This window comes from Enterococcus sp. AZ035 (genome assembly GCF_050548325.1).
GTDB classification, from domain to species: domain Bacteria; phylum Bacillota; class Bacilli; order Lactobacillales; family Enterococcaceae; genus Enterococcus; species Enterococcus faecalis.
This window is the reverse complement of record NZ_CP172958.1, coordinates 1,386,731-1,410,787: the sequence shown is the minus strand read 5'-3', so window position 1 is coordinate 1,410,787 and position 24,057 is coordinate 1,386,731. Positions and strand designations below refer to the sequence as shown.

Here is a 24,057-nt window from a genome sequence, read left to right as displayed (position 1 = left end):
TTCCAGATTATTTTACGAAGAAATAGAAAATCATTTATAGGGGAATCAGAGAATAAAGGAGTGAAGGATACTGATGCAGAGAAAGCAAGAAATGATGACCATTGTAGCTCAAAAACAGTTAGCGCCACGGATTTATCAGTTAGACTTACAAGGCGAGTTAGTGAAAGAGATGACACGACCTGGACAGTTTGTGCATATCAAGGTTCCGCGTGCAGATTTACTTTTGCGGCGACCGATTAGCATCAACCAAATTGATCATTCGAATGAAACCTGTCGTTTGATTTATCGAGTCGAAGGCGCTGGAACGGAAGTGTTTGCCACCATGAAGGCTGGTGAACAATTAGATATTTTAGGTCCTTTAGGAAACGGCTTTGATATAACTACCGTAGCAGCTGGTCAAACTGCTTTTATCGTTGGCGGAGGAATCGGGATTCCCCCATTGTATGAATTATCAAAACAACTCAATGAAAAAGGCGTGAAAGTGATTCATTTTCTTGGTTATGCATCAAAAGAGGTTGCTTATTACCAACAAGAATTTATGGCATTAGGAGAAACACATTTTGCCACAGATGACGGCTCGTTTGGCGCTCATGGCAACGTGGGCCGTTTATTGTCAGAAGCGTTAGCAAAAGGACGGATCCCTGATGCAGTGTATGCTTGCGGTGCGAATGGTATGTTAAAAGCAATTGATTCTTTATTTCCAACACATCCACACGTTTACCTTTCTTTAGAAGAACGGATGGCCTGTGGAATTGGGGCTTGCTATGCCTGCGTTTGCCATAAAAAAGGAGACATTACTGGAGCAAAAAGTGTCAAGGTCTGTGATGAAGGTCCGATTTTTAAAGCAAGTGAGGTTATCTTATGATGAAAAATCCTTTAGCTGTTTCAATTCCAGGTTTAACATTAAAAAATCCAATTATTCCCGCCAGTGGTTGCTTTGGGTTCGGGGAAGAATATGCTAACTATTATGACCTTGATCAATTAGGTTCAATTATGATTAAGGCAACAACGCCCCAAGCACGATATGGAAATCCCACGCCACGTGTAGCTGAAACACCTAGTGGTATGCTAAATGCCATTGGATTGCAGAATCCAGGCTTAGACGTGGTTATGCAAGAAAAATTACCAAAATTAGAAAAATACCCTAACTTACCGATTATCGCAAATGTTGCAGGTGCTTGCGAAGAGGACTATGTGGCTGTTTGCGCAAAAATTGGGCAAGCGCCTAACGTCAAAGCAATTGAATTGAATATTTCCTGTCCCAATGTGAAACATGGCGGCATAGCTTTTGGTACAGATCCAGAAGTTGCTTTTCAATTAACACAAGCAGTCAAAAAAGTCGCCTCTGTTCCGATTTATGTTAAACTATCACCAAACGTAACGGATATTGTGCCGATCGCCCAAGCAATTGAAGCAGGGGGCGCAGACGGTTTTTCTATGATTAATACATTGCTAGGGATGCGCATTGATTTAAAAACGAGAAAACCTATTTTAGCCAATCAAACTGGTGGACTATCTGGCCCAGCCATTAAACCTGTTGCTATTCGCTTAATCCGACAAGTCGCCAGTGTTTCTCAGTTGCCAATTATTGGAATGGGCGGTGTTCAAACAGTGGACGATGTCTTGGAAATGTTCATGGCAGGTGCTAGCGCTGTCGGGGTTGGTACGGCCAACTTTACAGATCCATACATTTGTCCGAAGTTGATTGACGGATTACCTAAGCGAATGGAAGAGTTAGGCATTGAATCGTTGGAACAATTAATTAAAGAAGTGAGAGAGGGGCAGCAAAATGCACGATAGACCAATTATTGCGTTAGATTTTCCCACGCAAAAAGAAGTGGCTGTTTTTTTAGAAAAATTCCCTAAGGAAGAAGCCTTGTTTGTTAAAGTGGGGATGGAACTTTTTTACGCAGAAGGACCAGCGATTGTTCGCTGGCTTAAAGAACAAGGACACGATGTTTTCTTGGATTTAAAATTACATGATATTCCGAATACTGTGGAAAAAGCGATGACAAATTTAGCAAAATTAGGCGTTGCCATTACCAATGTCCATGCAGCAGGGGGCGTTCGAATGATGCAATCAGCTAAGGAAGGTCTAATCAAAGGGACTCAGCCAGGCGCTAAGGTTCCTGAGTTAATTGCTGTAACCCAGTTGACTTCTACTAGTGAAGAAGAGATGCACCATTATCAATTAATCAACGTTCCTTTAGAGACAAGTGTCATTCATTATGCTAAATGTGCGGAAAAAGCGGGTCTGGATGGCGTGGTTTGTTCAGCATTAGAAGCACGTGGTATTCAAGAAGCAACCAAGCAGACGTTTATTTGCTTAACACCTGGTATTCGTCCAGCAGGAAGTGCAGTAGGTGACCAACAACGGGTCGTAACGCCGCAACATGCTCGCGAAATCGGGTCCACATATATCGTTGTTGGCCGACCTATTACCCAAGCAGAAAATCCTTATGAAGCCTATCAAGAAATCAAAAAAGACTGGAGCGGAAAGTAACATGACAAAAGTAGCAAAAAAGATTGCCAAAGATTTATTAGATATTGAAGCGGTATTTTTAAACCCTAATGAGCCGTTTACCTGGGCTAGTGGCATAAAAAGCCCGATTTATTGTGATAACCGTATCACGATGAGTTATCCTGCTGTGCGTAAAGAAATTGCAGAAGGTTTAGCGGCAAAAATTAAAGAGACTTTCCCAGAAGTCGAAGTGATTGCTGGGACAGCTACCGCAGGGATTCCACATGCGGCATGGGTAGCCGATATTTTAGGATTACCAATGGTTTATATCCGCAGTAAAGCCAAAGATCACGGCAAAGGGAATCAAATTGAAGGCCGAATTTCTGAAGGACAAAAAATGGTAGTTATCGAGGATTTAATTTCAACAGGCGGTAGCGTGTTAGAAGCGGCAGAAGCGGCGGAACGTGAAGGAGCAACGGTTTTAGGCGTTGCGGCAATCTTCACTTATGAGTTACCCAAAGGAACGGCAAATTTTGCAGATAAACAGATGACGTTACTAACGTTAACCAATTATTCAACTTTAATTGATGCTGCATTAGAAGCAAATTATATCGAAGAAAAAGATGTTACCTTATTACAAGAATGGAAAAAAGATCCTGAAAACTGGGGCAAATAACCGTTGAACTAAAGATGGTTCTTGTCGTCTGATTTTTAGTATCATTTTCAGTAACCAGATTTAACGGTAGGAGAACTTAGGTCATTTGCCGAGGCGCGTAATGATCTAAGTTCTTTTGTTTGACGTAGAAAAGATGTTAGGATAGAGTTTTAACATGAGTTTTACCTGATTACTATGTGGAAATGAAGGAAGAGTGTATGAAAAAAATAAAAAATATGGACGTTGAATGGAGCTATACAGGCAACGATGGACCAGAACATTGGCATACGCTATGTGACTGGTTTGCAGAAGGTGCTAAGTTTGCTTATCAATCGCCAATTGCTTTAGAAAAAGAAAGTGCTGAGACAATAAATTCTCAGATTACGTTTCATTATAAAAAAGAAGAATTCACTGAAAAGGAATTCAAAAATACGTTTCATTTTGTACCACCAAATACGGAAAGTTACGTAATGTTTGAAAATGTTGCGTATCATTTAACCGATATCCATTTTCATATGCCTAGCGAACATTTGCTGTCGGGAAAGCAGTATCCGCTAGAATTCCATTTGGTTCATATGAATGATGCTGGCGAAAATTTAGTTGTCGGTTGCCTGTTTACCATCACAGAGGAAGAAAATCGTTTTTCAGAAGCGAATCATCCGATGGACTGGGAAAACGGCACGCACCAACAATGGTTTAATCCGTCAATCTTTTTACCAGAGGAGCGTCTACACTACCATTATGTAGGCTCGTTAACAACACCGCCAACTAAGGGTCCAGTGAAATGGTTTGTATTTGATACCATTCAAAAAATGGATCAAGCTTTTTTAAATAAGATCAAGGAAGGTATGTTGGCCTTTAACAATCGGCCCCTTCAGCCGTTGAATGGGCGTAAGATTTATTTTTCAAATGATTAGTGTGTGGAGGAAAAAGTGTTGAATATTCAACAAATGAAGTATGTTGCTGCCATAGCTAACAATGGGAGTTTTCGGGAAGCAGCCAAAAAACTATTTATTACACAACCTAGCTTGTCAAATAGTATTCGGGAATTAGAAGAAGAACTAGGAATTTCCCTCTTTTTACGTACCAATAAGGGCGCTTTTTTAACAGAAGAAGGAATGGTTTTTTTAGAACAAGCAGAGAAAGTCTTAGTTCAAATGGAGTTATTGGAAAATCGCTATCGCGAGACAGTGACCAGCGAACGATTCTCCATCTCTTCACAACATTACGATTTTTTAGGTGAGGTAATTGCCAAAGTTCTTAAAAAGTATGGGGATCAATATAAAGATTTTCGTGTCTTTGAAACCACAACCTTAAAAGTAATTGAAGACGTCAAAGGATTTCACAGTGAATTGGGGATTATTTATTTAAATGAACAAAATAGTGTCAGTATTGAACGGTATTTAGAACAAGCTAATCTAGCCTACGAGGTAATTAGTACTTTTAATACACACATTTTTTTAGGAAATCATCATCCTTTAGCCAAGCAAAAAGAAATTCATTTAGAGGAATTAGTTCCCTATCCACAAGTTCGCTTTAATCAAGAAGGAAGCAATTTTTCCTATTTTTCTGAAGATTTAGTTGAAATTCCTGAACAGGAATCGGTCATTCATACTACGGATCGTGGAACCTTGATGAATTTGTTGGTAGAAACCAATGCTTATGCTTCTGGTTCAGGTGTCGTAACGGGTTTTACGAAGAAAGAAATTCGGTTAGTGCCATTGGCGCCAGCTTTGGAAAATCGTATTTGTTTACTCTTTCCCAAAAATCGGGAAATCAGTCCGATTGGTCGCTACTTTATCAAAGAACTAAAAGCGTTGTTTAAAAAAGAGGTAGATACCAAAACGTTTAGCACTAAGGAATAAAAAGAAGAGGTCGGGACAGAAGTGTTTAACTCCGAGAAATAAGAAGGAATTTCCGAAAATTGTTCTTTAATTTTTGGAGAATTTCGGCTTATTTCCGAAGGAGTTGCTTCTGTTCCCGCCGTTTATTAGTTTTTGAGCGTGGAGCCAAAATCCAAAGTGATTTTTGTCCCACGCTCTTCTTTTTTGGCTCATTTTGAAACAGTAGAAATGGTTTCTCTTTCAATTAATGTGACAGGTACTTGAATGTCTTCTATGATTTGAATGTCTTGTTGCATCGTTTGTAATAACACTTCACCAGCTAGTTTTCCCATTTCTTTAAAGTCTTGCGCCATGGTTGTTAATGGCGGTTCGACAAATGCTGCTGCTTGAATATCGTCAAAACCAATAATCGATAATTCTTCTGGCACATGAATACCTAGGTTTTTACAGTTTCGTAAACAATGTAACGCGCTGAAGTCATTATCGCAGACCACGGCTGTGAGTTGGTGCGCCTCAAAATACTGTTTAAAGTTGTGTTCATCTAAGAGATTGGTTTCCGTGATTGCTGTATGGAACGCCAGATTGGCTTCTTTTAAAGCTTGGAGATAACCTAAATAACGTTGCCGAACGGATTGTAGGGCCGGACTTCCTGAAAGGATATATCCAATTTTTGTATGTCCTAAGCCAATTAAGCGTTCGGTTGCTGTTTTACCACCAGCAAAGTTGTCTGATTGAATGGTTGCAAAAGGTAAATCATGGATCTTTTTATCCAAGACAACGACTGGAAAATTCATCAAAGCCAACTCAAACAATAAGTCGAGGTAGTCATTACTAGTAGCAGCATAATAGACAAGCCCGGCAAACTCATTCACAATGTCCGCAGCATTTTTCTCTCTCAAAAAATTAGGCGAGGTCATAAAGACTTCTAAACCAGCTGCTTGAATAGTAGGGGCCAAACCGCTATAGAAATTTCCTACTGATAAATCGTCTGCAAAAGGCAATAAAAAAAGAACTTTATTTAAAGAGGTATGAAGAGGATGCTTTGGTGCTTGAACAAAACTTCCTTTTCCTTGGTGACGTTGGATTACGCCTTGCGTTTCCAACTCAGTTAGCGCTCGTTTGGACGTAATTCTACTGACGTTAAACTGAGCCGATAATTCTTTTTCGGTAGGCACTTGCGCTCCAACAGGCAATCGCCCTGAATCAATTTCATTTTGTAAATAATCAATAATTTGTTGATATAATGGTTGCTTCATTCATTTCACCTCACAATAAGATATATCTTATTTATAGTTTACCATAAATTAATTGGTTTTAAAATGAAAAAAATGATCGAAATCACTAGACAAAGTGAAATGTAAACGCTATAATTCAATTGTGAAATGATATATCAAATTTAAGAGGTGACGAGAATGGTTTATACAGAAGTTCCAAAATCCGTAGCAACATTTATGGAGACAATTACAGAAAAATGCGGTGAAGCACATCAAGATTGGGCAAAAAACTTTCAGGCGGCCTTTGCCAATACTTTACTAACAACAGTGAAACGTCAAGAAGATGGTACTACCTTTTTATTAACAGGCGATATTCCAGCAATGTGGTTGAGAGACTCAACAGCGCAAGTTCGTCCCTATTTAGTGATTGCGAAAGAAGACGAAGACCTTGCTCAAATGATTGCTGGGTTGGTTAAGCGCCAGTTTCGTTATATTTGCATTGATCCTTATGCCAATGCGTTTAATGAAACAGATAATCATGCAGGCCATCAAACTGATAAGACCGAAATGAATGGCTGGATTTGGGAACGGAAATATGAAATTGATTCATTATGTTACCCGGTCCAATTAGCCTATTTACTTTATAAAAATACTGGGATGACCGAACAATTTAATTCAGATTTTGTGGAAGGCGTCAAAAAAATTCTCAACGTTTTCACAACAGAACAAGATCACGCACAGTCACCTTATTTATTTGAACGAGATACGTGGCGTCAAGAAGATACGTTGGTTGAAGCAGGGAAAGGAACACCAGTTGGCAAAACAGGGATGACATGGTCAGGCTTCCGTCCTAGTGATGATGCCTGCCAATATGGTTACTTAGTTCCTTCTAACATGTTTGCAGTCGTAATTTTAGGCTATATTCAAGAAATTTTCTCTGATGTTTTAGAAGATGCTACGATTGTGGCGATTGCTAAAAAATTACAAGAAGAGATTGAAGAAGGCATCCAAACATTTGGACGAACAAAAAATCAAAATAACGAAACGATTTATGCGTATGAAGTGGATGGCTTAGGCAATGCAAGCGTGATGGATGACAGTAATGTTCCCAATTTAGTAGCAGCCCCTTATCTGGGTTATTGTTCAACAGAGGATGAACAATATTTAACAACGCGTCAAACCTTATTAAGTAAAGAAAATCCTTACTTCTATGAAGGCAAATACGCGAAAGGGATTGGTAGCTCGCATACACCAGAAAATTACGTGTGGCCGATTGCTTTAGCAATGGAAGGAATGACAACCAAAGATAAAGCAGAAAAAGAACGAATTTTAGATTTATTAGTTGCCACAGATGCGGGGACTCATTTGATGCATGAAGGTTTTGACGTAGATAATCCTGAAAATTATACAAGAGAATGGTTTTCATGGGCTAATATGATGTTTTGTGAATTAGTTATGGATTATTTTGACATCCGAGTGGAAAAATAGGAGGAAAAGTGATGACAAAGAAAAAAGTCTATATTGTTTCCCATAGTCATTGGGATCGTGAATGGTATCTTCCTTATGAAGAACATCATATGCGCTTAATTGAATTAGTGGATAATGTATTAGATTTAATTGAAAATGATCCAGAGTTTAACAGTTTCCATTTAGATGGACAAACGATTATCTTAGACGACTATTTACAAGTTCGCCCAGAGAAAAAAGAAGCTGTAAAAAAAGCTGTCCAAGCAGGCAAACTAAAAATCGGACCATTTTATATTTTACAAGATGACTTTTTAATTAGCTCTGAATCCAATGTTCGAAACATGCTGATTGGGCATTTAGAAAGTCAAAAATGGGGAGCACCAGTTCAATTAGGTTACTTCCCGGATACATTTGGTAACATGGGTCAAACGCCTCAAATGATGCAATTAGCAAATCTGCCTGCGGCTGCCTTTGGACGTGGGGTGAAACCGATTGGCTTTGATAATCAAGTCTTAGAAAGCGACTATAGCTCACAATATTCTGAAATGTGGTGGGAAGGTCCGGACCAAACCAAAATTTTCGGCTTGCTTTTTGCGAACTGGTATAGTAACGGGAACGAAATTCCTTCAGAAAAAGAAGCGGCAATCGCTTTTTGGAAACAAAAATTGGCTGATGTGGAACGTTACGCTTCCACAAACCATTTATTGATGATGAATGGGGTCGACCACCAACCGGTACAAAGAGATATTACTAAGGCCATCGCTTTAGCCAATGAACTATTCCCAGAATATGAATTTATTCATTCCAATTTCGATGACTATTTGAAAGCTGTTCAAGAGGAGTTACCAGAAGATTTAGGAACAGTAACAGGTGAATTAACGAGTCAAGAAACGGATGGCTGGTACACATTAGCCAATACTTCTTCTGCTCGCGTCTATTTAAAACAGTGGAACACAAAAGTCCAACGCCAATTAGAAAATATCGCAGAACCTTTAGCAGCAATGGCTTACGAAGTAACTGGCGACTACCCACATGACCAATTTGATTATGCTTGGAAAACATTGCTTCAAAACCATCCGCACGATAGTATTTGTGGCTGTTCTGTCGACGAGGTTCACCGAGGCATGATGACTCGCTTTGAAAATGCCAATGATGTCGGGCATTTCTTAGCAGATGAAGCAACACGACAATTAACAGAAGCAATTGATACAAGTGTTTTCCCAGAAAAAGCGCACCCGTTTGTTTTATTTAATACTAGTGGCTATCAGAAAACGGAGGTTGTCACTGTGGAAGTGGAGATTGAACGATTGCCATTTTATACAGGAAAACCTGAAGATCTTTATCATGAATTAAAACAAAAAGCCACCCCAGATTATCAAGTGATTGATCCAACTGGAAAAGCCGTTGCAAGCCGTATTGTCAAAGAAGATGTTCGTTTTGGTTACGATTTACCTAAAGATGCTTTCCGTCAACCGTACATGGCCAAATACTTAACGGTCGAATTATCTGTCAAAGAAATGGCGCCATTCTCTTGGGATAGCTTTGCATTGATTCAAGGAGAAACGAAAGCTTTTGAAGGAAGTCTTTTGGCTCAACCAGCAACAAATGAAATGGAAAACGAATTTATTCAAGTGAAAATTGAAAACAATGGTAGCTTAACCATTGCTGACAAAAAAACAGGAGAAACATTTTCAAAATTGTTAACATTTGAAGATACTGGCGACATTGGGAATGAATATATCTTTTTCAAACCGACCGAAGACCAAGGAATTACAACCGAAAATGTAACGGCTGAAATCACGAATAAAGAAAATTCCCCTGTAAAAGCAAGTTATCAAATTAAACAAACCGTCATGTTACCAGTTGCGGCAGATGAACGATTAGAAGAAGAACAAAAGGCTGTTCGTGAGTTTAGAGAACGCCTTGCACAACGTTCAACGACGCTTCGCCCGTTCGAAATAACGACAGTGGTTACAATGATCAAAGAAAGTAACCAATTGTTCTTTGAAACAACCATTAATAATCAAATCAAAGATCATCGTTTACGCGTGCTTTTCCCAACTGGCATGGTCACAGAAACACACGAAGCGGATAGTATTTATGAAGTCGTGACACGACCAAATCAAGTAAGCGACACATGGGAAAATCCAACAAACCCGCAGCACCAACAAGCGTTTGTGAATGTTCATGACCAAAACAAAGGCGTGACTATCTTCAATGAAGGCTTAAATGAGTATGAAGTCTTAGCAGATGGAACCATTGCGGTCACATTAATTCGTTGTGTTGGCGAACTAGGTGATTGGGGCTATTTTGCGACACCAGAAGCACAATGCCAAGGAGAATATACCTTTAAATATGGTTTGTCATTGCATGGAAAACCAGAAGAACGCTTTGCTACGTATCAACAAGCCTATAGTGCACAAATTCCTTTTACTGCAGCTACTACTGCGCGTCATGAAGGTAAACTAGCACCGAACCATGTCTACTTGACAACGGCAGAAGGACCAATTGGTTGGACAGCCGTTAAACGTCAAGAGCAAACAAATCATTTAGTCGTTCGTGGCTTTAATCTAACAGCGCAAAATATTCCTTGTGAACTTCACAAAGAGACACAACCAGCGACTTGTTTAACAAATGTATTAGAAGAACCGTTGACACCAGCGATAGAAGTTGATGCACCATTACGTCCGTTTGAAATTCGGACATGGCGTTTCGAAAAATAAATAAATAGGAGAACTTTGTTGAAAAGGACAAAGTTCTCCTATTTTCTTTTCTGTCGTTTTTTTGAGATATTTATAATAAAAATCTAGCGAAACAATGAGAAAATCATTCATTTTACGGTCAATTTGTGCTACTATAACGTCAACTGAAGGAGTGAAGCTAAATGGATTTAACCAATCGTTTTAATCGTCAAGTAAATAAAATTGCTGTTTCTTTAATTCGTCAATTTGACGAACAAGTCTCAGGAATTGAAGGTATTTTAAAATTAACGCTAGGAGAGCCGGATTTTAACACACCTGAGCATGTCAAAAAAGCAGCCAAAGAAGCAATTGATGCGAATTTTTCTCATTATACAGGGATGTCTGGTTTATTAGATGTCCGTGAAGCAGCCGCTTATTTTATGAAAGAAAAGTACCATTTGACTTACCAGCCTGCGACAGAAATTTTAGTAACAGTTGGAGCAACAGAAGCGATTTCAGCTTCGTTATTAGCAATTTTAGAACAAGGTGACAAAGTGCTATTGCCAGCACCTATTTACCCAGGGTATGAACCAATTATTACATTGGCGGGGGCGGAACCGGTATATTTGGATACACGAGACAACGATTTTGTCTTGACCCCTGAAATGATTGAAGCGGCAATGGCCGAGCATGGGGAACAAGTCAAAGCAATTATTTTAAATTATCCTAGCAACCCAACTGGTGTCACCTATAACCGCCAAGAGTTGCAAGCAATTGCTGATGTTCTAAAAAAATACGACATTTTTGTGATTAGTGATGAAATTTATAGTGAGTTAACTTATGATGAGAGTCATGTTTCGATTGCTGAAATGTTACGTGACCAAACGATTTTAATTAACGGTTTGTCGAAATCACATGCCATGACAGGCTGGCGGATTGGCTTTATTTTTGCACCAGCGATTTTAACAGCGGAGATCATTAAAGTTCATCAGTATTTAGTTACTGCGGCTGCAACTGTGTCTCAAAAAGCGGCTGTTCGTGCCCTAATCGAAGGAATGCATGATGCTGAAATTATGAAAGAAGAGTATCGGAAACGGCGCGATTTTGTTTATGAACAGATGACTCAATTGGGGTTTGAGGTTGCGCGTCCAAATGGGGCCTTTTATATTTTTGCTAAGATTCCTACTGGTTATGAACAAGATTCTATGAAATTTTGTATTGATTTAGCGCAAAAAGAAGCAGTAGCGTTGATTCCAGGTATTTCTTTTGGCCCAGAAGCAGAAGGATACGTCCGAATTAGTTATGCGTCCGATATGGATAAATTAACAACGGCCATGGAACGAATTGCACATTACATGGCGACACAACGCGTAACGCACTAGCCTTTATAGATTCTTTACACACCTTTACCTTTTATTTACATTTAATTGAAACAGAATTAACAGAGTCTTGGTAGACTAAACTTGTAACTAATTGAAAAGGAAGTGCAAAGATGAAAAAACGTGTAATTGCAGCAACTATGCTGAGTCTAGGGTTATTATTAACTGGGTGCGGAGCTCAAGGAGGCACAACTGAAAAATCCAGCGAAGCGGATAGTAACAAACCAGTTAAAATTGTCGCTGTTGGTTCCACCGCTTTACAACCGTTAGTAGATGCTGCGAAAGATCAATTTACACAAGAACATCCTAATTATACAGTTTCTGTCCAAGGTGGCGGCAGCGGAACAGGACTTTCGCAAGTTGCAGATGGCGCAGTGACCATTGGAAATTCCGATGTGTTTGCCGAAGAGAAAGATGGCGTGGATGCCTCTAAATTAGTCGATCATCGGGTGGCCGTGGTCGGTATGGGACCAGTGGTCAACAAAGAAGTCGGCGTGAAGAATTTAACGAAGCAACAATTGATTGATGTCTTTACTGGCAAAGTCAAAAACTGGAAAGAAGTGGGCGGCAAAGATCAAGAAATCGTCGTAATAAACCGCGCAAACGGAAGTGGCACCCGAGCAACATTTGAAAAATGGGGCTTAGATGGAGCTAAACCAGTTCAATCACAAGAACAAGATTCTTCGGGAACAGTTCGTAAAATTGTTGAACAAACACCAGGAGCAATCAGCTATTTAGCTTTTTCTTATATGGATGATTCCACTGTTGCCTTAAGCATTGATGGTGTTGAACCAAAAGAAGAGCACGTGAAAGACAATTCATGGAAAATCTGGTCTTATGAACATATGTATACAAAAGGGGAGCCTAATAAAGAAGTAAAAGCCTTCTTAGACTATATGGTCACCGATGATGTTCAAAAAACAATTGTCAAAGACTTAGGTTATTTAGCCATCACAGACATGCAAGTAGAACGTGATGTAAATGGAAAAGTAACTGAAAAATAAACAAAAAAACTCAGCCAATAAACAGGATTGGCTGAGTTTTTTTAGGCTTCTTTTTTTGTTAAAGGCAAGGTGATTGTAAAAGTGGTCCCTAAGCCTAAGTGACTATCAATGGCGATTTTACCGCCTAATAATTCTGTGTAATTTTGGACAATAGCTAGACCTAGACCGGTGCCACCAGAATGACGGCTACGTGCTTTATCGACACGATAGAACCGTTCAAAGATCCGTTCTTGGTCTTTTTGACTAATGCCAATGCCAGTATCTTGAACAGATAAACGTAATTGCTGATTTTCTATAGCATAAGAAATAGTAATCTGACCATTTTCTTGGGAATACTGAATGGCATTTTCAATTAGATTCTTCACGATTGGATAAAACAATTCGTATTTGGTGAAAAACTGGCTCTCTGGCAGACCATGAACGACTGTTTTCAGCTGTTTTGCTGCCAATTGTTGCTGATAAGAACCGAGAATTTCTGTAATAAATTTTTCTAAAGTAATTTCTTGTTCTGCATAAGGAATTGTCGCGCTGCCCCGAGAAAGTTCTAAAATTTCTTGAATTAATTGTTGCAGACGCTGGGCATCTTTTTGCATGATGTGCAAAAATTGATTAAGGACTTCCGGATCTTCTTTGGCACCGTCTATGAGTGTCTCGGTAAAGCCCAAAAGAGAAGTGACAGGCGTTTTTAATTCATGAGACACGTTTGATACAAAATCTTTTTGCATTTTTTCTAGTTGGCGAACGCGCGTTAAATCATAGGCAATTCCTAACACTTGATAATCATTGGCGCTTTGATCATCCAAGTAACGAAGAGAAAGATCTAATCGTAAAGGTGTTGGTCCTTGTGTCACAGTGATTTCTTGATGTAAACTGTTTTTTTCAGCGACGACTTGATGGATTAAATGAATCAAATCGGCGTCTTGAATCACTTCGAGATAATTGCTTTGCATATTTTTAGCAGAGAGTCCTAACATTTCCTGCATTTTAGGGTTCAACAGACGAAGCCGTCCTTGCGTATCAATGATAAAGACACCAATCATCAACTCATCTAAAAGTTCGTGAAATTGCTCATCCGCAGACGTATACGCTTTATACGTTTGACTTACTTGTTGACTCAGTAGGTTAATAGTTTCGTAAAGTTCATTCCATTCAGAAGATTGCTGGATAATGGATCGATTTTCATCTGGATGTTTAAGCATTCGTTTCAGAATCGGTAAGACAGTCACTAGCGGTTGATTTTTTTGCCGTAACAATAAAAAGATAAACAAGGTAATTAGTAGGAACAAGATGCCAAATGTAAAGATAATATAGCGACGAAAAGATTGAATATTTTTAGAAAATAGCGCGGTTTGTTCCGAAATCCGAATAATGCCAACGATTTCTCCTGATTTTAAAACAGGCGTGGCAACGTACAGAAGTTCTTTATTTAACGTTTTACTCTTTCGTAAAGCTGAACCATAGGTAGCTCCTGATAGAACCGCAGCGATTTCAGGTCGTTTTTTGTGCGACTCTAGCGGTTCATTTTGGCTGCTGTCAAAAAAGACGGTACCATTTTTTTGCAACAAAGTTACCCGTTCTTCTGCATCATCTAACGCATGGGTGACAAGGAGTTGTTGTTGGTTTGTCAGTTGCCCTTTTTCGAAAACGGAAGGGGGCAACTGGTCTGTTAAAAGGGTATTTTTTCTTCTTAAATAGGTTTCTTGCTGAGCAACCATTTCTTTTTGAAAGAAAAAATTGGTCGCTGCAATACTCCCGACAAATAATAAAAGCATGACTGCCGCAACTAAAAAATATTCAATCCGCAGTCTCTTTTTCATCGTTTTGGCTCCTGAAAACGGTAGCCAAAGCCACGGACAGTTACTAAGTAAACGGGCCGTTTGGGATCGGGCTCGATTTTATCACGTAAATGACTAATGTGGACATCGACGATGCGACTTTGTCCAGCGAAGTCATATTGCCAAATTCGTTCCAACAAGGTTTCCCGATTAATGACCCGATCTTTGCGTTTCATGAAGTAAACGAGTAATTCAAATTCTTTCGGTGTTAGCTCAATGGGCTGATTGCGCACAAAGACTTCATAATTTTGTTCATCCACACGAATCTCGCCAATCACAAGCGGAGCTTTAGGTGTGTCCTCTTGAAGCGTTTCGGTCGTGGTAGGTTTTAAACGACGGAAAATAGCTTTCATGCGTGCTAGGACTTCTCTGGGACTAAAAGGTTTTGTTAAATAATCATCTGCCCCAATTTCTAAGCCGATGATTTTATCTACTTGTTCATCTTTGGCAGTTAAAATCAAAATAGGCGTGTCAATTTTTTCTCGACGAAGTGCTTTGGTAATTTCTAAGCCATCCATACCAGGAAGCATTACATCTAAAATTATAAAATCATATTGATTAGACAAAGCTAATTCGAAGCCGTTTTTACCATCTTCGGAAGTAGTCACCTGATAGCCTTCTTTTTCCAAATTAAAGGTTAACAAAGTTAAAATCGATGGTTCATCATCGACGACAAGAACTTTTTTCATTTACATAACTCCTTCAAGAAATTTCTGAAAATAAGTGTATATTTCACTATTGTTAGTTTAACATATTTTTAGAGGAAGAACGTACTTTAAAGTAAGCGAGAATGCTACTTTTGAGAAAAGTCAACTCATGGTATAATAGAGAAATGAAATGAGGAGAAGCGAATGATTGGTATTAGTAGTTGCTTAGGTGGGATTTGTTGCCGTTACGATGGAAAATCTCAAGAACAAGAAGCGTTAAAACAACTTGTAACTAATGGAAAAGCAATAATGATTTGTCCCGAAGTTTTAGGGGAGTTGCCTATTCCACGTCCGCCAGCAGAAATCATTGGCGGGGATGGCTTTGATGTTTGGGCGAATACTGCTTATGTATATACGGATAACGGGGAAGATGTGACTGAGACATTTAAAGCAGGGGCACAACGCGCGTATCAAAAATTAAAAGCCCTACAAATTACAACCTTGATTTTGAAAGAAAAAAGTCCCAGCTGTGGCAGCCAGCTGATTTATGATGGACAATTTTCTGGCATTAAAAAAGCTGGAGTTGGAGTCGCAACTGCTTATTTTATTCAACAAGGAATGACCGTTTATTCTGAAGAAACATGGCAACTTGCGGACATTTCTTTTTAAAAGGTAAAAACTTAGTAAAAAAAGATTGACTATTCCCTATGAAATCGGTAACCTATAAGGGATTGAAGATGGGAGCACGGCTCATGGAAATGGAAAAAACAAACCGCATGAATGCGTTATTTGAATTTTATTCGACATTATTAACGGAAAAGCAGATGAATTATATGGAGCTTTACTATGCTGATGACTTTTCTTTAGGAGAAATTGCGGAAGAATATGAGGTTAGTCGCCAAGCGGTTTATGATAACATTAAACGAACCGAAAAAATTTTAGAAGAATACGAAAAAAAGTTACATCTTTATTCAAACTATGTTGTACGGAAAGAATATCTTGAACAACTACAGCAGTATGTTCAAGAAACTTATCCCAAAGATAGTGAAATCAAAAAATATATTGAACAAATTCAAGAAATAGAGGAATGAAACTATGGCTTTTGAGAGTTTAACAAACCGCCTACAGCAGGCAATGAGTAAAATCCGTCGTAAGGGAAAAGTTTCCGAAGCCGACGTAAAAGAAATGATGCGAGAAATCCGTTTGGCTTTATTAGAAGCCGACGTTAATTTACAAGTGGTCAAAGATTTCACAAAACGTGTCAGAGAACGGGCAGTAGGAGTCGAAGTATTAGAAAGCTTATCACCAGCCCAACAAATTGTAAAAATTGTTGATGAAGAATTAACGAAAACGTTAGGTTCAGAAACGGTTGAACTGAATAAATCTCCAAAAATCCCGACAGTGATTATGATGACAGGGTTACAAGGGGCTGGTAAAACAACTTTTACTGGTAAATTAGCAAAACACTTAATGAAAACTGAAAACGCTCGTCCGCTTTTAATCGCTGGTGACGTTTATCGTCCAGCAGCGATTGATCAGTTGAAGGTTTTAGGTCAACAATTAGAAGTTCCCGTTTTTGATATGGGAACAGATGCTAATCCAGTGGAAATTGTTCGTCAAGGGTTAGCATTAGCAAAAGAAAAGAAAAATGATTATGTCTTAATTGATACGGCCGGCCGTTTACACATTGACGAAGCTTTAATGGACGAATTGAAACAAATTAAAGAGTTGGCTGATCCCAATGAAATTCTGTTAGTTGTTGATGCGATGACGGGGCAAGATGCTGTCAACGTTGCAGATAGTTTTAATGAACAGCTTGGAATTACTGGGGTTGTTATTACCAAAATGGATGGCGATACTCGTGGGGGGGCTGCGCTGTCAATTCGGGCAGTAACGGGTGCTCCGATTAAATTTGTCGGTTCTGGTGAAAAATTAACCGATTTAGAAATTTTCCATCCCGATCGTATGTCGAGTCGTATCCTAGGTATGGGGGACATGTTGACGCTAATTGAAAAAGCGCAACAAGATTACGATGAGAAAAAAGCAGAAGAACTTGCTCAAAAAATGAAAGAAAACAGTTTTGACTTTAACGATTTCATTGAGCAATTGGATCAAGTTATGGGCATGGGACCGATTGAAGACTTATTAAAAATGATCCCTGGAATGAGTAACATGCCTGGTATTGAAAATGTCAAAGTCGATCCAAAAGATGTGGCACGGAAACGGGCGATGGTCTTATCAATGACCCCTGCAGAACGTGAAAATCCTGATCTATTAAATCCTAGTCGCCGCCGCAGAATTGCAGCTGGTTCAGGAAATAGTGTGGTTGAAGTCAATCGTATGATTAAACAATTTAAAGAATCCAAAAAAATGATGCAACAAATGTCCAAAGGGGATATGAACATTCCTGGTATGGATCAAATGTTAGGTGGCGGCGTTAAAGGCAAGCTAGGTAAAATGGCCATGAATCGTATGATGAAGAAAAACAAAAAGAAGAAAAAGAAAAAAAGATAAACAGGCTTTAGTTAATTATTGGAAGAAACAGAAAGTGCGTCATCAGTCTCTTCGACTGATGGCGCACTTTCTGTTTAAGCGTAGTTTTGGATAATTGCGTTTAACGCTTCGGCAAAACCAGCGCCGTGTTGTTCATAATATGACGTAAATCGTTCATCGCCAACATACATAAGGCCTAACCCTTTGTGTGCTTCTGGCGAATAGCTTGACCAAGAGTACATTAACCAATCTTTGTGTAATTGGAAAATTTCTTGCGCAAGTTGGCTAGTCAACTTGGGTGATTTTTGATACATGGCTAACTTAGAAAATAAATCTTTTTCCACGTTCTGCATTGCTTGCATGTCTTTTTCCGTCAAGTTTAAATATTTTTTGTTGGCTTGTTCAATCGTTTCGTTGCCATATTTTTCCCGAATCTCTTTACCATATTTTTCTTCGTTTTCTTGAACTTTTTGTTGTTTGAATGCTTCGAATTTTTGCTGATCTGACATGTTTATCTCTCCTTTGTAATGGTGTAAGGTTTGTTGAACAGAGGCTAAAAGACGATCAATTTCATTGCGCTTTTCCAATAGTTTTTGTTGATGCTCGTATAAAGCCTGTTCAACATTAAAGTCAGGTTGCTCCAAAATTTCTTTAATTTCATCTAGTTTCAGATCCAATTCACGGTAAAAAAGAATTTGTTGCAAACGATTCACCTCGGCTTGCCCGTAAATTCGATAACCAGAAGAATTAATTCTGGCTGGTTGAAGAAGACCAATTTCATCATAATATCGTAACGTCCGTGCACTGACGCCAGATAGTGAAGCCATTTTTTTAATTGTATATTCCATCATTCATTCCTCCTGACAAAATCTATCATAAACCTTTACGTAACGAGAGGGTCAAGCAAAAAAATAAAAAAAGTGAGACAACCTGTAAAAAGTTGCCTCACTTTTTCTCGATTGATTCAATTAGGCAGTTAAGCGATTAAAGAAATCCACGTAAGCATCTACAATTGATTGTAAGAAGCCAACAGTGCCATCAATAATTTTACCATCTTCACCAATTAAGTTCGTAATACCGCCAATATAGGCTTCAGGTTGTTGTAAAGTTGGAACATTTAAGAAGACTAATGATTGTCTTAAATGATGGTTCGCACCAAATCCGCTAATTGCACCTGGTGAAACACTCACCACAAGTCCTGGTTTTTTATCCCAAACGCTTTCGCCATACGGACGTGAACCGACATCCAATGCATTTTTTAAAACAGCTGGTACTGAACGGTTATATTCTGGTGTTACAAACATTACGCCATCTACTTGTTTAACTTCTTCACGGAATGTTGTCCAAGCTTCGGTGGGGGTTCCTTCATCATCCAAATCTTGATTGTATAATTCTAAATCACCTATGTTAATGAAAACAGGTTCGAAATCAGCTGGAAATAAGTCCGCCATTGTTTTTGCTACCAATTTGTTAAATGAATCTTTTCTTAAACTCCCTACAAAAATACCAATTTTTTTTGTCATGTAAATCCCTCCATTTTTCTTTTACTTACTTTATGATAGTACTTTTTCAAAAAAAGCGCAAACGTTTTATCCTTGTACATTGTTGAACTTCGTAACTTCACGTATAATAGCTAGTAAAAGGATGAGTAAAGGAGCAACTGCTTGAATAAAAAAATAAATTGGCGCCGACAGTTAACACAGTTGGAGAAACAAACATTGACTGAATTAAAAAACAAGGAAATGATTAAACAAGGAACTTTTTATAAATTGGAACAAACATTTCCTGAGGAATCAGCTTATACTTATTATGGTTTATACAGGAAGGAACAAACCATTCAAGCATATATCGTAGGGTATTGTTTTGATGGGGAAACCTTGGAAGCGACGATTGTTGCGCCAAATGTAGGACCATTTTTTGAAGAACTTGTTCAAGAACTCGAAAAGCAAGCAGCTTTGTGGGGAATGAAAGAAGTCTTTCTCGTGATGGACGACAAGCAATCTGTTGGCCTGAATTATTTTAATAGACAAGGAATTGTGCCAGCTTTTTCAGAACAGTATCTGGTTTTTCAAAGAGAAACTTACTCACAGGCGTTGGCGAAGCTGACACTTCTCCGACCACAAGTGGCTGATTTGGATTCCTTGGCTAGGTTACTCGAAGGTACGCCTTTGCCGGAGGACCTTCAACGAACACTTATTTATAAAGAAAACAATCAACTTTTAGCCACGCTACGTTTGGATCATTTTGAAAACGAATGGGGGATTTATGGCTTTGTTGTGACAAAAACGCAACGAGGTCGCGGTCTTGGCCGTCAAGTGTTACAGTCTGCGCTCCGAATGATTTTAGAAAATTCAGCTTCAGCGACTATTTTTTTAGAAGTTGAAACAGAAAATCAAGCAGCGCTTCATCTCTATCAAACAGAAGGCTTTCAAGTGAGAAACCAGTACAACTATTATCAAATTTTGTAAAAATTCTTCATTATTTCGTTTGTTTTCCTGCAAATTGGCTAAAAAAATTGAAAAAAAGTAAAGGTGTCAAGAAAAAACTCTTTACAGGTTGTTGTTAATCTGTTAAACTAACTCTTGTGATTAAGTTAATGGAGGTGTATTTAATAATGGCAGTTAAAATTCGTTTAAAACGTATGGGTTCTAAAAAGAGTCCTTTTTACCGTATTGTAGTAGCTGATTCTCGTTCTCCTCGTGATGGACGTTTCATCGAAACTGTAGGTACTTACAACCCTTTGAAAGACCCTGCAGAAGTAGTTTTAAAAGAAGATTTAGTTTTAGATTGGTTATCTAAAGGTGCGCAACCTTCTGATACAGTTCGTAACATCCTTTCAAAAGAAGGCGTTATGAAAAAACATCATGAAGCTAAAAACGTTAAGAAATAAGGTGATTGAATATGGCAGATGTGAAAGAGTTAATTTTAACTATTGTCCGTCCGTTAGTCAGTCAACCTGAAGCAGTCTCATTAGAAATTGAGGAATCAACTGATTTCCTCGAGTATAATTTGACTGTGGCCAAAGAAGATATTGGACGTATCATTGGTAAACAAGGGCGTGTTGCAAAAGCAATTCGGACAATTGTTTATAGTGTACGTATCGATGGTCCGAAAAAGGTCCGTTTAAATATTCTTGATGGTAAATAAGCATTAACAAGGAGGTAGCCTAGCTATCTTCTTTTTTTATACATAACCAAAAAGTTTTCATTGCTAGAGATAGGCCTTTCTTGCTAAAATAGATGTATCCAGAATAAAGGAGCGATTTGTATGGCAAAACGAATTATCATTATGAACTTTGATATTGAAAGTAAATCGTACCAAGCATTTTCCGAAATAAAAAAGATGCAGGCAGAAAGACAGCTTAAAGGTGAGCAAATGGCGGTTGTTACGCATGTTAATGATGGCCAGCATCAATTTAAAATCAATGATTTTATCGATTTTACAGGCAACAATCATACATCAAAAGATAGCATGATTGGGATGCTAGTAGGCATATTAGGTGGTCCTCTGGGCATTCTTTTTGGCTGGTTTGCTGGAAGTATGTATGGTGCAAGCAAAGACGCCAAAGAAATTCAAGAAGCACAAACGGTTTTTGAACATGTGATTCAAAAGATTGATGAAGGACAAACGGGATTGTTATTAATTGCAGAAGAAGAAGACAACCGTCCGCTCAACCAATTGGTTATGTTTGACTTAGGTGGCGAAATCACGCGGCTTGATTTAGAGGAAGTCCAACAAGAAATTAACGATGCGAACGAAGTTGCAAATGAAGCGAAACAATCGTGGCAAGCAAAAAAAGAACAACACAAAGAAGCAACATCGAAAGAAGAATAAGGAGCAAAGACTGTTTTCTGAATAAAGGAAAACAGTCTTTTAAAATACTAAGAAATCACGGTTTTTTATGGTAGTTTGCTAATTTTTTGTTATTTTATCGTAAAATACGGTAAACTAAGAAGGAAACTTTGAGAAAATAGATAAATTATTATTTGCTAAAGGAGCAAACTTCTTCTAAAATAAAAAGGAAGTTTAAAAGAAAGTATGGTAGCAGATGGAAATACAATTTTTAGGAACAGGCGCTGGTGTACCAGCAAAACATCGCAATGTCACAGGAATTGCGTTGAAATTATTAGATGAACGAAATGCAGTTTGGCTCTTCGATTGTGGGGAAGGGACTCAATTGCAAATTTTAAAAAGTAGTATTCGCCCAAGAAAAATTGAAAAGATTTTTATTACACATTTACATGGGGATCATATTTTTGGTTTACCTGGTTTGTTAAGTAGTCGTTCTTTTCAGGGCGGGACAGAACCTTTAGAAATCTATGGACCAGTTGGGATTGCTGACTTTGTCAAGACTTCTTTACGGGTCTCGCAATCGCGGTTGTCCTATCCACTGAAATTTATTGAATTAACGAAAGAAAATGACGTTATTTTTAAAGATAAACAATTCACTGTTCGCTGTAATATCTTGGACCATGGCATCACGAGCTTTGGCTATCGAATTGAGGAAGCAGCGCATGAAGGAGAATTACAAGTAGAGAAACTTCAAGCTTTAGGGATTCCTTCTGGGCCGTTGTATGGCAAACTCAAACGTGGTGAAACGATTGTTTTTGATGGACAGGAAATTAATGGACAAGCGTTTGTGGGAGAGCGTAAACCTGGACGAATCGTGACGATTTTAGGAGACACTCGCAAAACCAAAAATAGTGTAACTTTAGCACGACGAGCGGATGTTTTAGTCCATGAAAGTACGTTTAATAAACACGAAGCAAAAATGGCAAAAGCCTACTTCCACTCAACCAGTCAACAAGCAGCTGAAGTTGCAAAAGAAGCGCAAGTAAAACAACTTATTTTAACGCATATTAGTGCCCGTTATTTAACCAAAGAGGCCTATCAGCTTCAAGAAGAAGCCCAAGAAATTTTCCCCAATACAAAAATCGTAAAAGATATGGATATCATTGAGATTCCATTTGCCAATGAAGGAGGAGCTTAGATGGATTTAACAAATAAAGTCGTTGTCGTAACTGGAGGTTCAGCTGGTTTAGGTGAACAAATTTGTTATGAAGCAGCTAAACAAGGGGCGGTCGTCGTTGTCTGCGCCCGCAGAATTAATTTGATTGGTAAAGTTCGCGAGCAGTGTGCTGTTTTAAGCGGACGAGAAGCATTTTCTTATCAATTAGATATTGCCGATCCAGAAAGTGTTGAACGTGTGGTTGAAGCTATTTCAGCAGAAGTTGGTCCTATAGATGTTTTAGTCAACAATGCTGGTTTTGGCTTGTTTGAAAATTTTGTTGAAATTGACTTGGCTGTTGCACGCCAAATGTTTGATGTCAACGTTCTAGGAATGATGACGTTTACTCAAAAAGTAGCTATTAAAATGATTGAAGCTGGGCAAGGACATATTATCAACGTTGCTTCAATGGCTGGGAAGATGGCTACAGCTAAATCAACCGTTTATTCTGCAACGAAATTTGCTGTGTTAGGTTTTTCAAATGCTTTACGTTTAGAATTGAAACCGTTGGGTGTAGCAGTAACGACTGTCAATCCAGGACCAATCCAAACAGAATTCTTTGATAAAGCGGACCCGACAGGCACATATCTAGCTGCGGTGGATAAAATTGTTTTGGACCCTACGAAATTAGCGAAAGAAGTGGTTGGGAGTATGGGGACTTCTCGACGTGAGATTAATCGTCCATTTGTCATGGAAGCGGCAGCCCGCTTTTATACATTGTTTCCACATTTAGGAGATTTCATAGCGGGAAATATTTTAAATAAAAAATAAAGGAGTCGATCAAGTCATGAAAAATCAATGGCGTGTTATTTTGGGCCTTGTGTTGGTCTTAATTGTTGTTATTTTTGCTGTTTTAAATAATCAAGCTGTTCCAGTAAACTTTGGTTTTACTAAAATTAGTGGACCGTTAATCTTAATTATTTTAGGTTCTGCAATTATTGGCGCACTAGTTGGATTACTAACCTCCACAACCACCATTTGGAACCAACGTAAGGAATTAAAAGCTGTACAAAAAGAGTTGGATATTTATAAAAATGATATGGATAAATTAGTCAAAGAAGAAACGGAAAAAGTTCAACGTTCTTTTGATAATCAATTGGCTGATTTGCAAGCCAAACAAGCGGCAGCACCACAAGTCTCAGAACCAGTGGTCAACGAACAAACGTCAAACACAGAAGTAGACGTAACGCCTGTGTCAGGTAGTCGTATTGATCGTTATGTGAAACCTCGTGTGAATGAAGAGGAACAAAAATAAGGAAGAGACTTTATCACTAAGTTTCTTTTAAAATAAAACTGTGATATCTGCTATTTATCTAACAGATATCACAGTTTTTTTCTCAGATTTAAAAAAATGCTTTCTTTAGTTTTT

At 38.5% G+C, this 24,057-nt stretch carries 25 protein-coding genes; 20 read left to right on the top strand and 5 right to left on the bottom strand.

Annotation, left to right across the window (positions count from 1 at the left end; genetic code table 11):
• Nucleotides 1–73: 73 nt before the first annotated feature.
• The 6 genes from IGL32_RS06810 to IGL32_RS06785 all read left to right on the top strand — a co-directional run bounded on the left by IGL32_RS06810 (nucleotide 74) and on the right by IGL32_RS06785 (nucleotide 4,981).
• Nucleotides 74–865 carry a dihydroorotate dehydrogenase electron transfer subunit gene (locus tag IGL32_RS06810; RefSeq protein ID WP_156210024.1) on the top strand — a complete coding sequence of 264 codons (792 nt, stop codon included), beginning with the start codon at nucleotides 74–76 and terminating at the stop codon, nucleotides 863–865.
• A complete protein-coding gene (locus IGL32_RS06805; protein WP_002379493.1) occupies nucleotides 862–1,800 on the top strand; it encodes a dihydroorotate dehydrogenase in 939 nt (312 codons plus the stop codon). Before IGL32_RS06810 ends, IGL32_RS06805 begins: the two co-directional genes overlap by 4 nt.
• Nucleotides 1,790–2,503, top strand: a complete 714-nt coding sequence (gene pyrF, locus IGL32_RS06800; protein WP_002379492.1) for an orotidine-5'-phosphate decarboxylase — start codon at nucleotides 1,790–1,792, stop codon at nucleotides 2,501–2,503. Before IGL32_RS06805 ends, pyrF begins: the two co-directional genes overlap by 11 nt.
• A 1-nt stretch (nucleotide 2,504) precedes the next feature.
• The gene (gene pyrE, locus IGL32_RS06795; RefSeq protein WP_002357418.1) at nucleotides 2,505–3,137 is read left to right on the top strand and encodes an orotate phosphoribosyltransferase; all 633 of its coding nucleotides are present in this window, start codon (nucleotides 2,505–2,507) and stop codon (nucleotides 3,135–3,137) included.
• Nucleotides 3,138–3,319: 182 nt separating this feature from the next.
• Nucleotides 3,320–4,033 (top strand): carbonic anhydrase, encoded by a 714-nt coding sequence (locus IGL32_RS06790; protein ID WP_002394492.1) that lies wholly within the window; start codon nucleotides 3,320–3,322, stop codon nucleotides 4,031–4,033.
• Between the two features lie 18 nt (nucleotides 4,034–4,051).
• Complete coding sequence (locus IGL32_RS06785) at nucleotides 4,052–4,981, top strand: LysR family transcriptional regulator (RefSeq protein WP_002361904.1); 930 nt, start codon at nucleotides 4,052–4,054, stop codon at nucleotides 4,979–4,981.
• 188 nt (nucleotides 4,982–5,169) lie between these two features.
• On the opposite strand, the gene IGL32_RS06780 is transcribed toward IGL32_RS06785, so the two are convergent.
• Entirely contained in the window at nucleotides 5,170–6,216 is a 1,047-nt protein-coding gene (locus IGL32_RS06780; protein ID WP_002360181.1) for a GntR family transcriptional regulator, read from the bottom strand.
• 156 nt (nucleotides 6,217–6,372) lie between these two features.
• Between IGL32_RS06780 and IGL32_RS06775 the strand changes: the two genes are divergently transcribed.
• The 4 genes from IGL32_RS06775 (at nucleotide 6,373) to IGL32_RS06760 (ending at nucleotide 12,705) form a co-directional block, all read left to right on the top strand.
• Nucleotides 6,373–7,662, top strand: coding sequence for a glycoside hydrolase family 125 protein (locus IGL32_RS06775; RefSeq protein WP_002357422.1), 1,290 nt, complete (start codon nucleotides 6,373–6,375; stop codon nucleotides 7,660–7,662).
• Between the two features lie 11 nt (nucleotides 7,663–7,673).
• Nucleotides 7,674–10,364 (top strand): alpha-mannosidase, encoded by a 2,691-nt coding sequence (locus IGL32_RS06770; RefSeq protein ID WP_002386853.1) that lies wholly within the window; start codon nucleotides 7,674–7,676, stop codon nucleotides 10,362–10,364.
• A 161-nt stretch (nucleotides 10,365–10,525) separates the two neighbouring features.
• Nucleotides 10,526–11,704 (top strand): pyridoxal phosphate-dependent aminotransferase, encoded by a 1,179-nt coding sequence (locus tag IGL32_RS06765; RefSeq protein WP_002365726.1) that lies wholly within the window; start codon nucleotides 10,526–10,528, stop codon nucleotides 11,702–11,704.
• A 110-nt stretch (nucleotides 11,705–11,814) separates the two neighbouring features.
• Nucleotides 11,815–12,705, top strand: coding sequence for a phosphate ABC transporter substrate-binding protein PstS family protein (locus IGL32_RS06760; RefSeq protein ID WP_002357425.1), 891 nt, complete (start codon nucleotides 11,815–11,817; stop codon nucleotides 12,703–12,705).
• A gap of 41 nt (nucleotides 12,706–12,746) precedes the next feature.
• Here the strand turns inward: IGL32_RS06760 and pnpS are convergent, their stop codons facing one another.
• The gene (gene pnpS / locus IGL32_RS06755) at nucleotides 12,747–14,522 is read right to left on the bottom strand and encodes a two-component system histidine kinase PnpS (RefSeq protein ID WP_002390658.1); all 1,776 of its coding nucleotides are present in this window, start codon (nucleotides 14,520–14,522) and stop codon (nucleotides 12,747–12,749) included.
• Nucleotides 14,519–15,229: a response regulator transcription factor gene (locus tag IGL32_RS06750; protein WP_002357427.1), complete on the bottom strand. Its 711-nt coding sequence runs from the start codon at nucleotides 15,227–15,229 to the stop codon at nucleotides 14,519–14,521. Before IGL32_RS06750 ends, pnpS begins: the two co-directional genes overlap by 4 nt.
• Nucleotides 15,230–15,391: 162 nt before the next feature.
• On the opposite strand from IGL32_RS06750, the gene IGL32_RS06745 reads away from it, so the two are divergent.
• From IGL32_RS06745 to ffh, 3 genes are all read left to right on the top strand, one after another.
• Nucleotides 15,392–15,856 (top strand): DUF523 domain-containing protein, encoded by a 465-nt coding sequence (locus tag IGL32_RS06745; RefSeq protein ID WP_002369322.1) that lies wholly within the window; start codon nucleotides 15,392–15,394, stop codon nucleotides 15,854–15,856.
• An 83-nt stretch (nucleotides 15,857–15,939) separates the two neighbouring features.
• Nucleotides 15,940–16,278 (top strand): putative DNA-binding protein, encoded by a 339-nt coding sequence (locus tag IGL32_RS06740; RefSeq protein ID WP_002357429.1) that lies wholly within the window; start codon nucleotides 15,940–15,942, stop codon nucleotides 16,276–16,278.
• A gap of 4 nt (nucleotides 16,279–16,282) precedes the next feature.
• Entirely contained in the window at nucleotides 16,283–17,701 is a 1,419-nt protein-coding gene (ffh, locus tag IGL32_RS06735) for a signal recognition particle protein (protein ID WP_002361897.1), read from the top strand.
• 74 nt (nucleotides 17,702–17,775) lie between these two features.
• Here ffh and IGL32_RS06730 read toward each other — a convergent pair whose 3' ends face one another.
• Both IGL32_RS06730 and IGL32_RS06725 read right to left on the bottom strand, forming a co-directional pair.
• A complete protein-coding gene (locus tag IGL32_RS06730) occupies nucleotides 17,776–18,531 on the bottom strand; it encodes a MerR family transcriptional regulator (protein WP_002357431.1) in 756 nt (251 codons plus the stop codon).
• Nucleotides 18,532–18,648: 117 nt separating this feature from the next.
• Nucleotides 18,649–19,203 carry an NADPH-dependent FMN reductase gene (locus IGL32_RS06725; protein ID WP_002357432.1) on the bottom strand — a complete coding sequence of 185 codons (555 nt, stop codon included), beginning with the start codon at nucleotides 19,201–19,203 and terminating at the stop codon, nucleotides 18,649–18,651.
• Nucleotides 19,204–19,344: 141 nt separating this feature from the next.
• On the opposite strand from IGL32_RS06725, the gene IGL32_RS06720 reads away from it, so the two are divergent.
• The 7 genes from IGL32_RS06720 (at nucleotide 19,345) to IGL32_RS06690 (ending at nucleotide 23,943) form a co-directional block, all read left to right on the top strand.
• On the top strand, nucleotides 19,345–20,148 hold the full coding sequence (locus IGL32_RS06720; RefSeq protein ID WP_002369325.1) for a GNAT family N-acetyltransferase: 804 nt from the start codon (nucleotides 19,345–19,347) through the stop codon (nucleotides 20,146–20,148).
• 146 nt (nucleotides 20,149–20,294) lie between these two features.
• Nucleotides 20,295–20,570, top strand: coding sequence for a 30S ribosomal protein S16 (gene rpsP / locus IGL32_RS06715; RefSeq protein ID WP_002357434.1), 276 nt, complete (start codon nucleotides 20,295–20,297; stop codon nucleotides 20,568–20,570).
• A gap of 11 nt (nucleotides 20,571–20,581) precedes the next feature.
• Complete coding sequence (locus tag IGL32_RS06710; protein WP_002357435.1) at nucleotides 20,582–20,827, top strand: KH domain-containing protein; 246 nt, start codon at nucleotides 20,582–20,584, stop codon at nucleotides 20,825–20,827.
• Between the two features lie 120 nt (nucleotides 20,828–20,947).
• Nucleotides 20,948–21,514, top strand: coding sequence for a hypothetical protein (locus tag IGL32_RS06705; RefSeq protein WP_002357436.1), 567 nt, complete (start codon nucleotides 20,948–20,950; stop codon nucleotides 21,512–21,514).
• 214 nt (nucleotides 21,515–21,728) lie between these two features.
• Nucleotides 21,729–22,670 (top strand): ribonuclease Z, encoded by a 942-nt coding sequence (gene rnz, locus IGL32_RS06700; protein ID WP_002360200.1) that lies wholly within the window; start codon nucleotides 21,729–21,731, stop codon nucleotides 22,668–22,670.
• Entirely contained in the window at nucleotides 22,671–23,459 is a 789-nt protein-coding gene (locus IGL32_RS06695; protein WP_002357438.1) for an SDR family NAD(P)-dependent oxidoreductase, read from the top strand. It begins immediately after the preceding gene.
• A gap of 16 nt (nucleotides 23,460–23,475) precedes the next feature.
• The gene (locus IGL32_RS06690) at nucleotides 23,476–23,943 is read left to right on the top strand and encodes a LapA family protein (protein ID WP_002369327.1); all 468 of its coding nucleotides are present in this window, start codon (nucleotides 23,476–23,478) and stop codon (nucleotides 23,941–23,943) included.
• Nucleotides 23,944–24,057 lie beyond the last annotated feature (114 nt).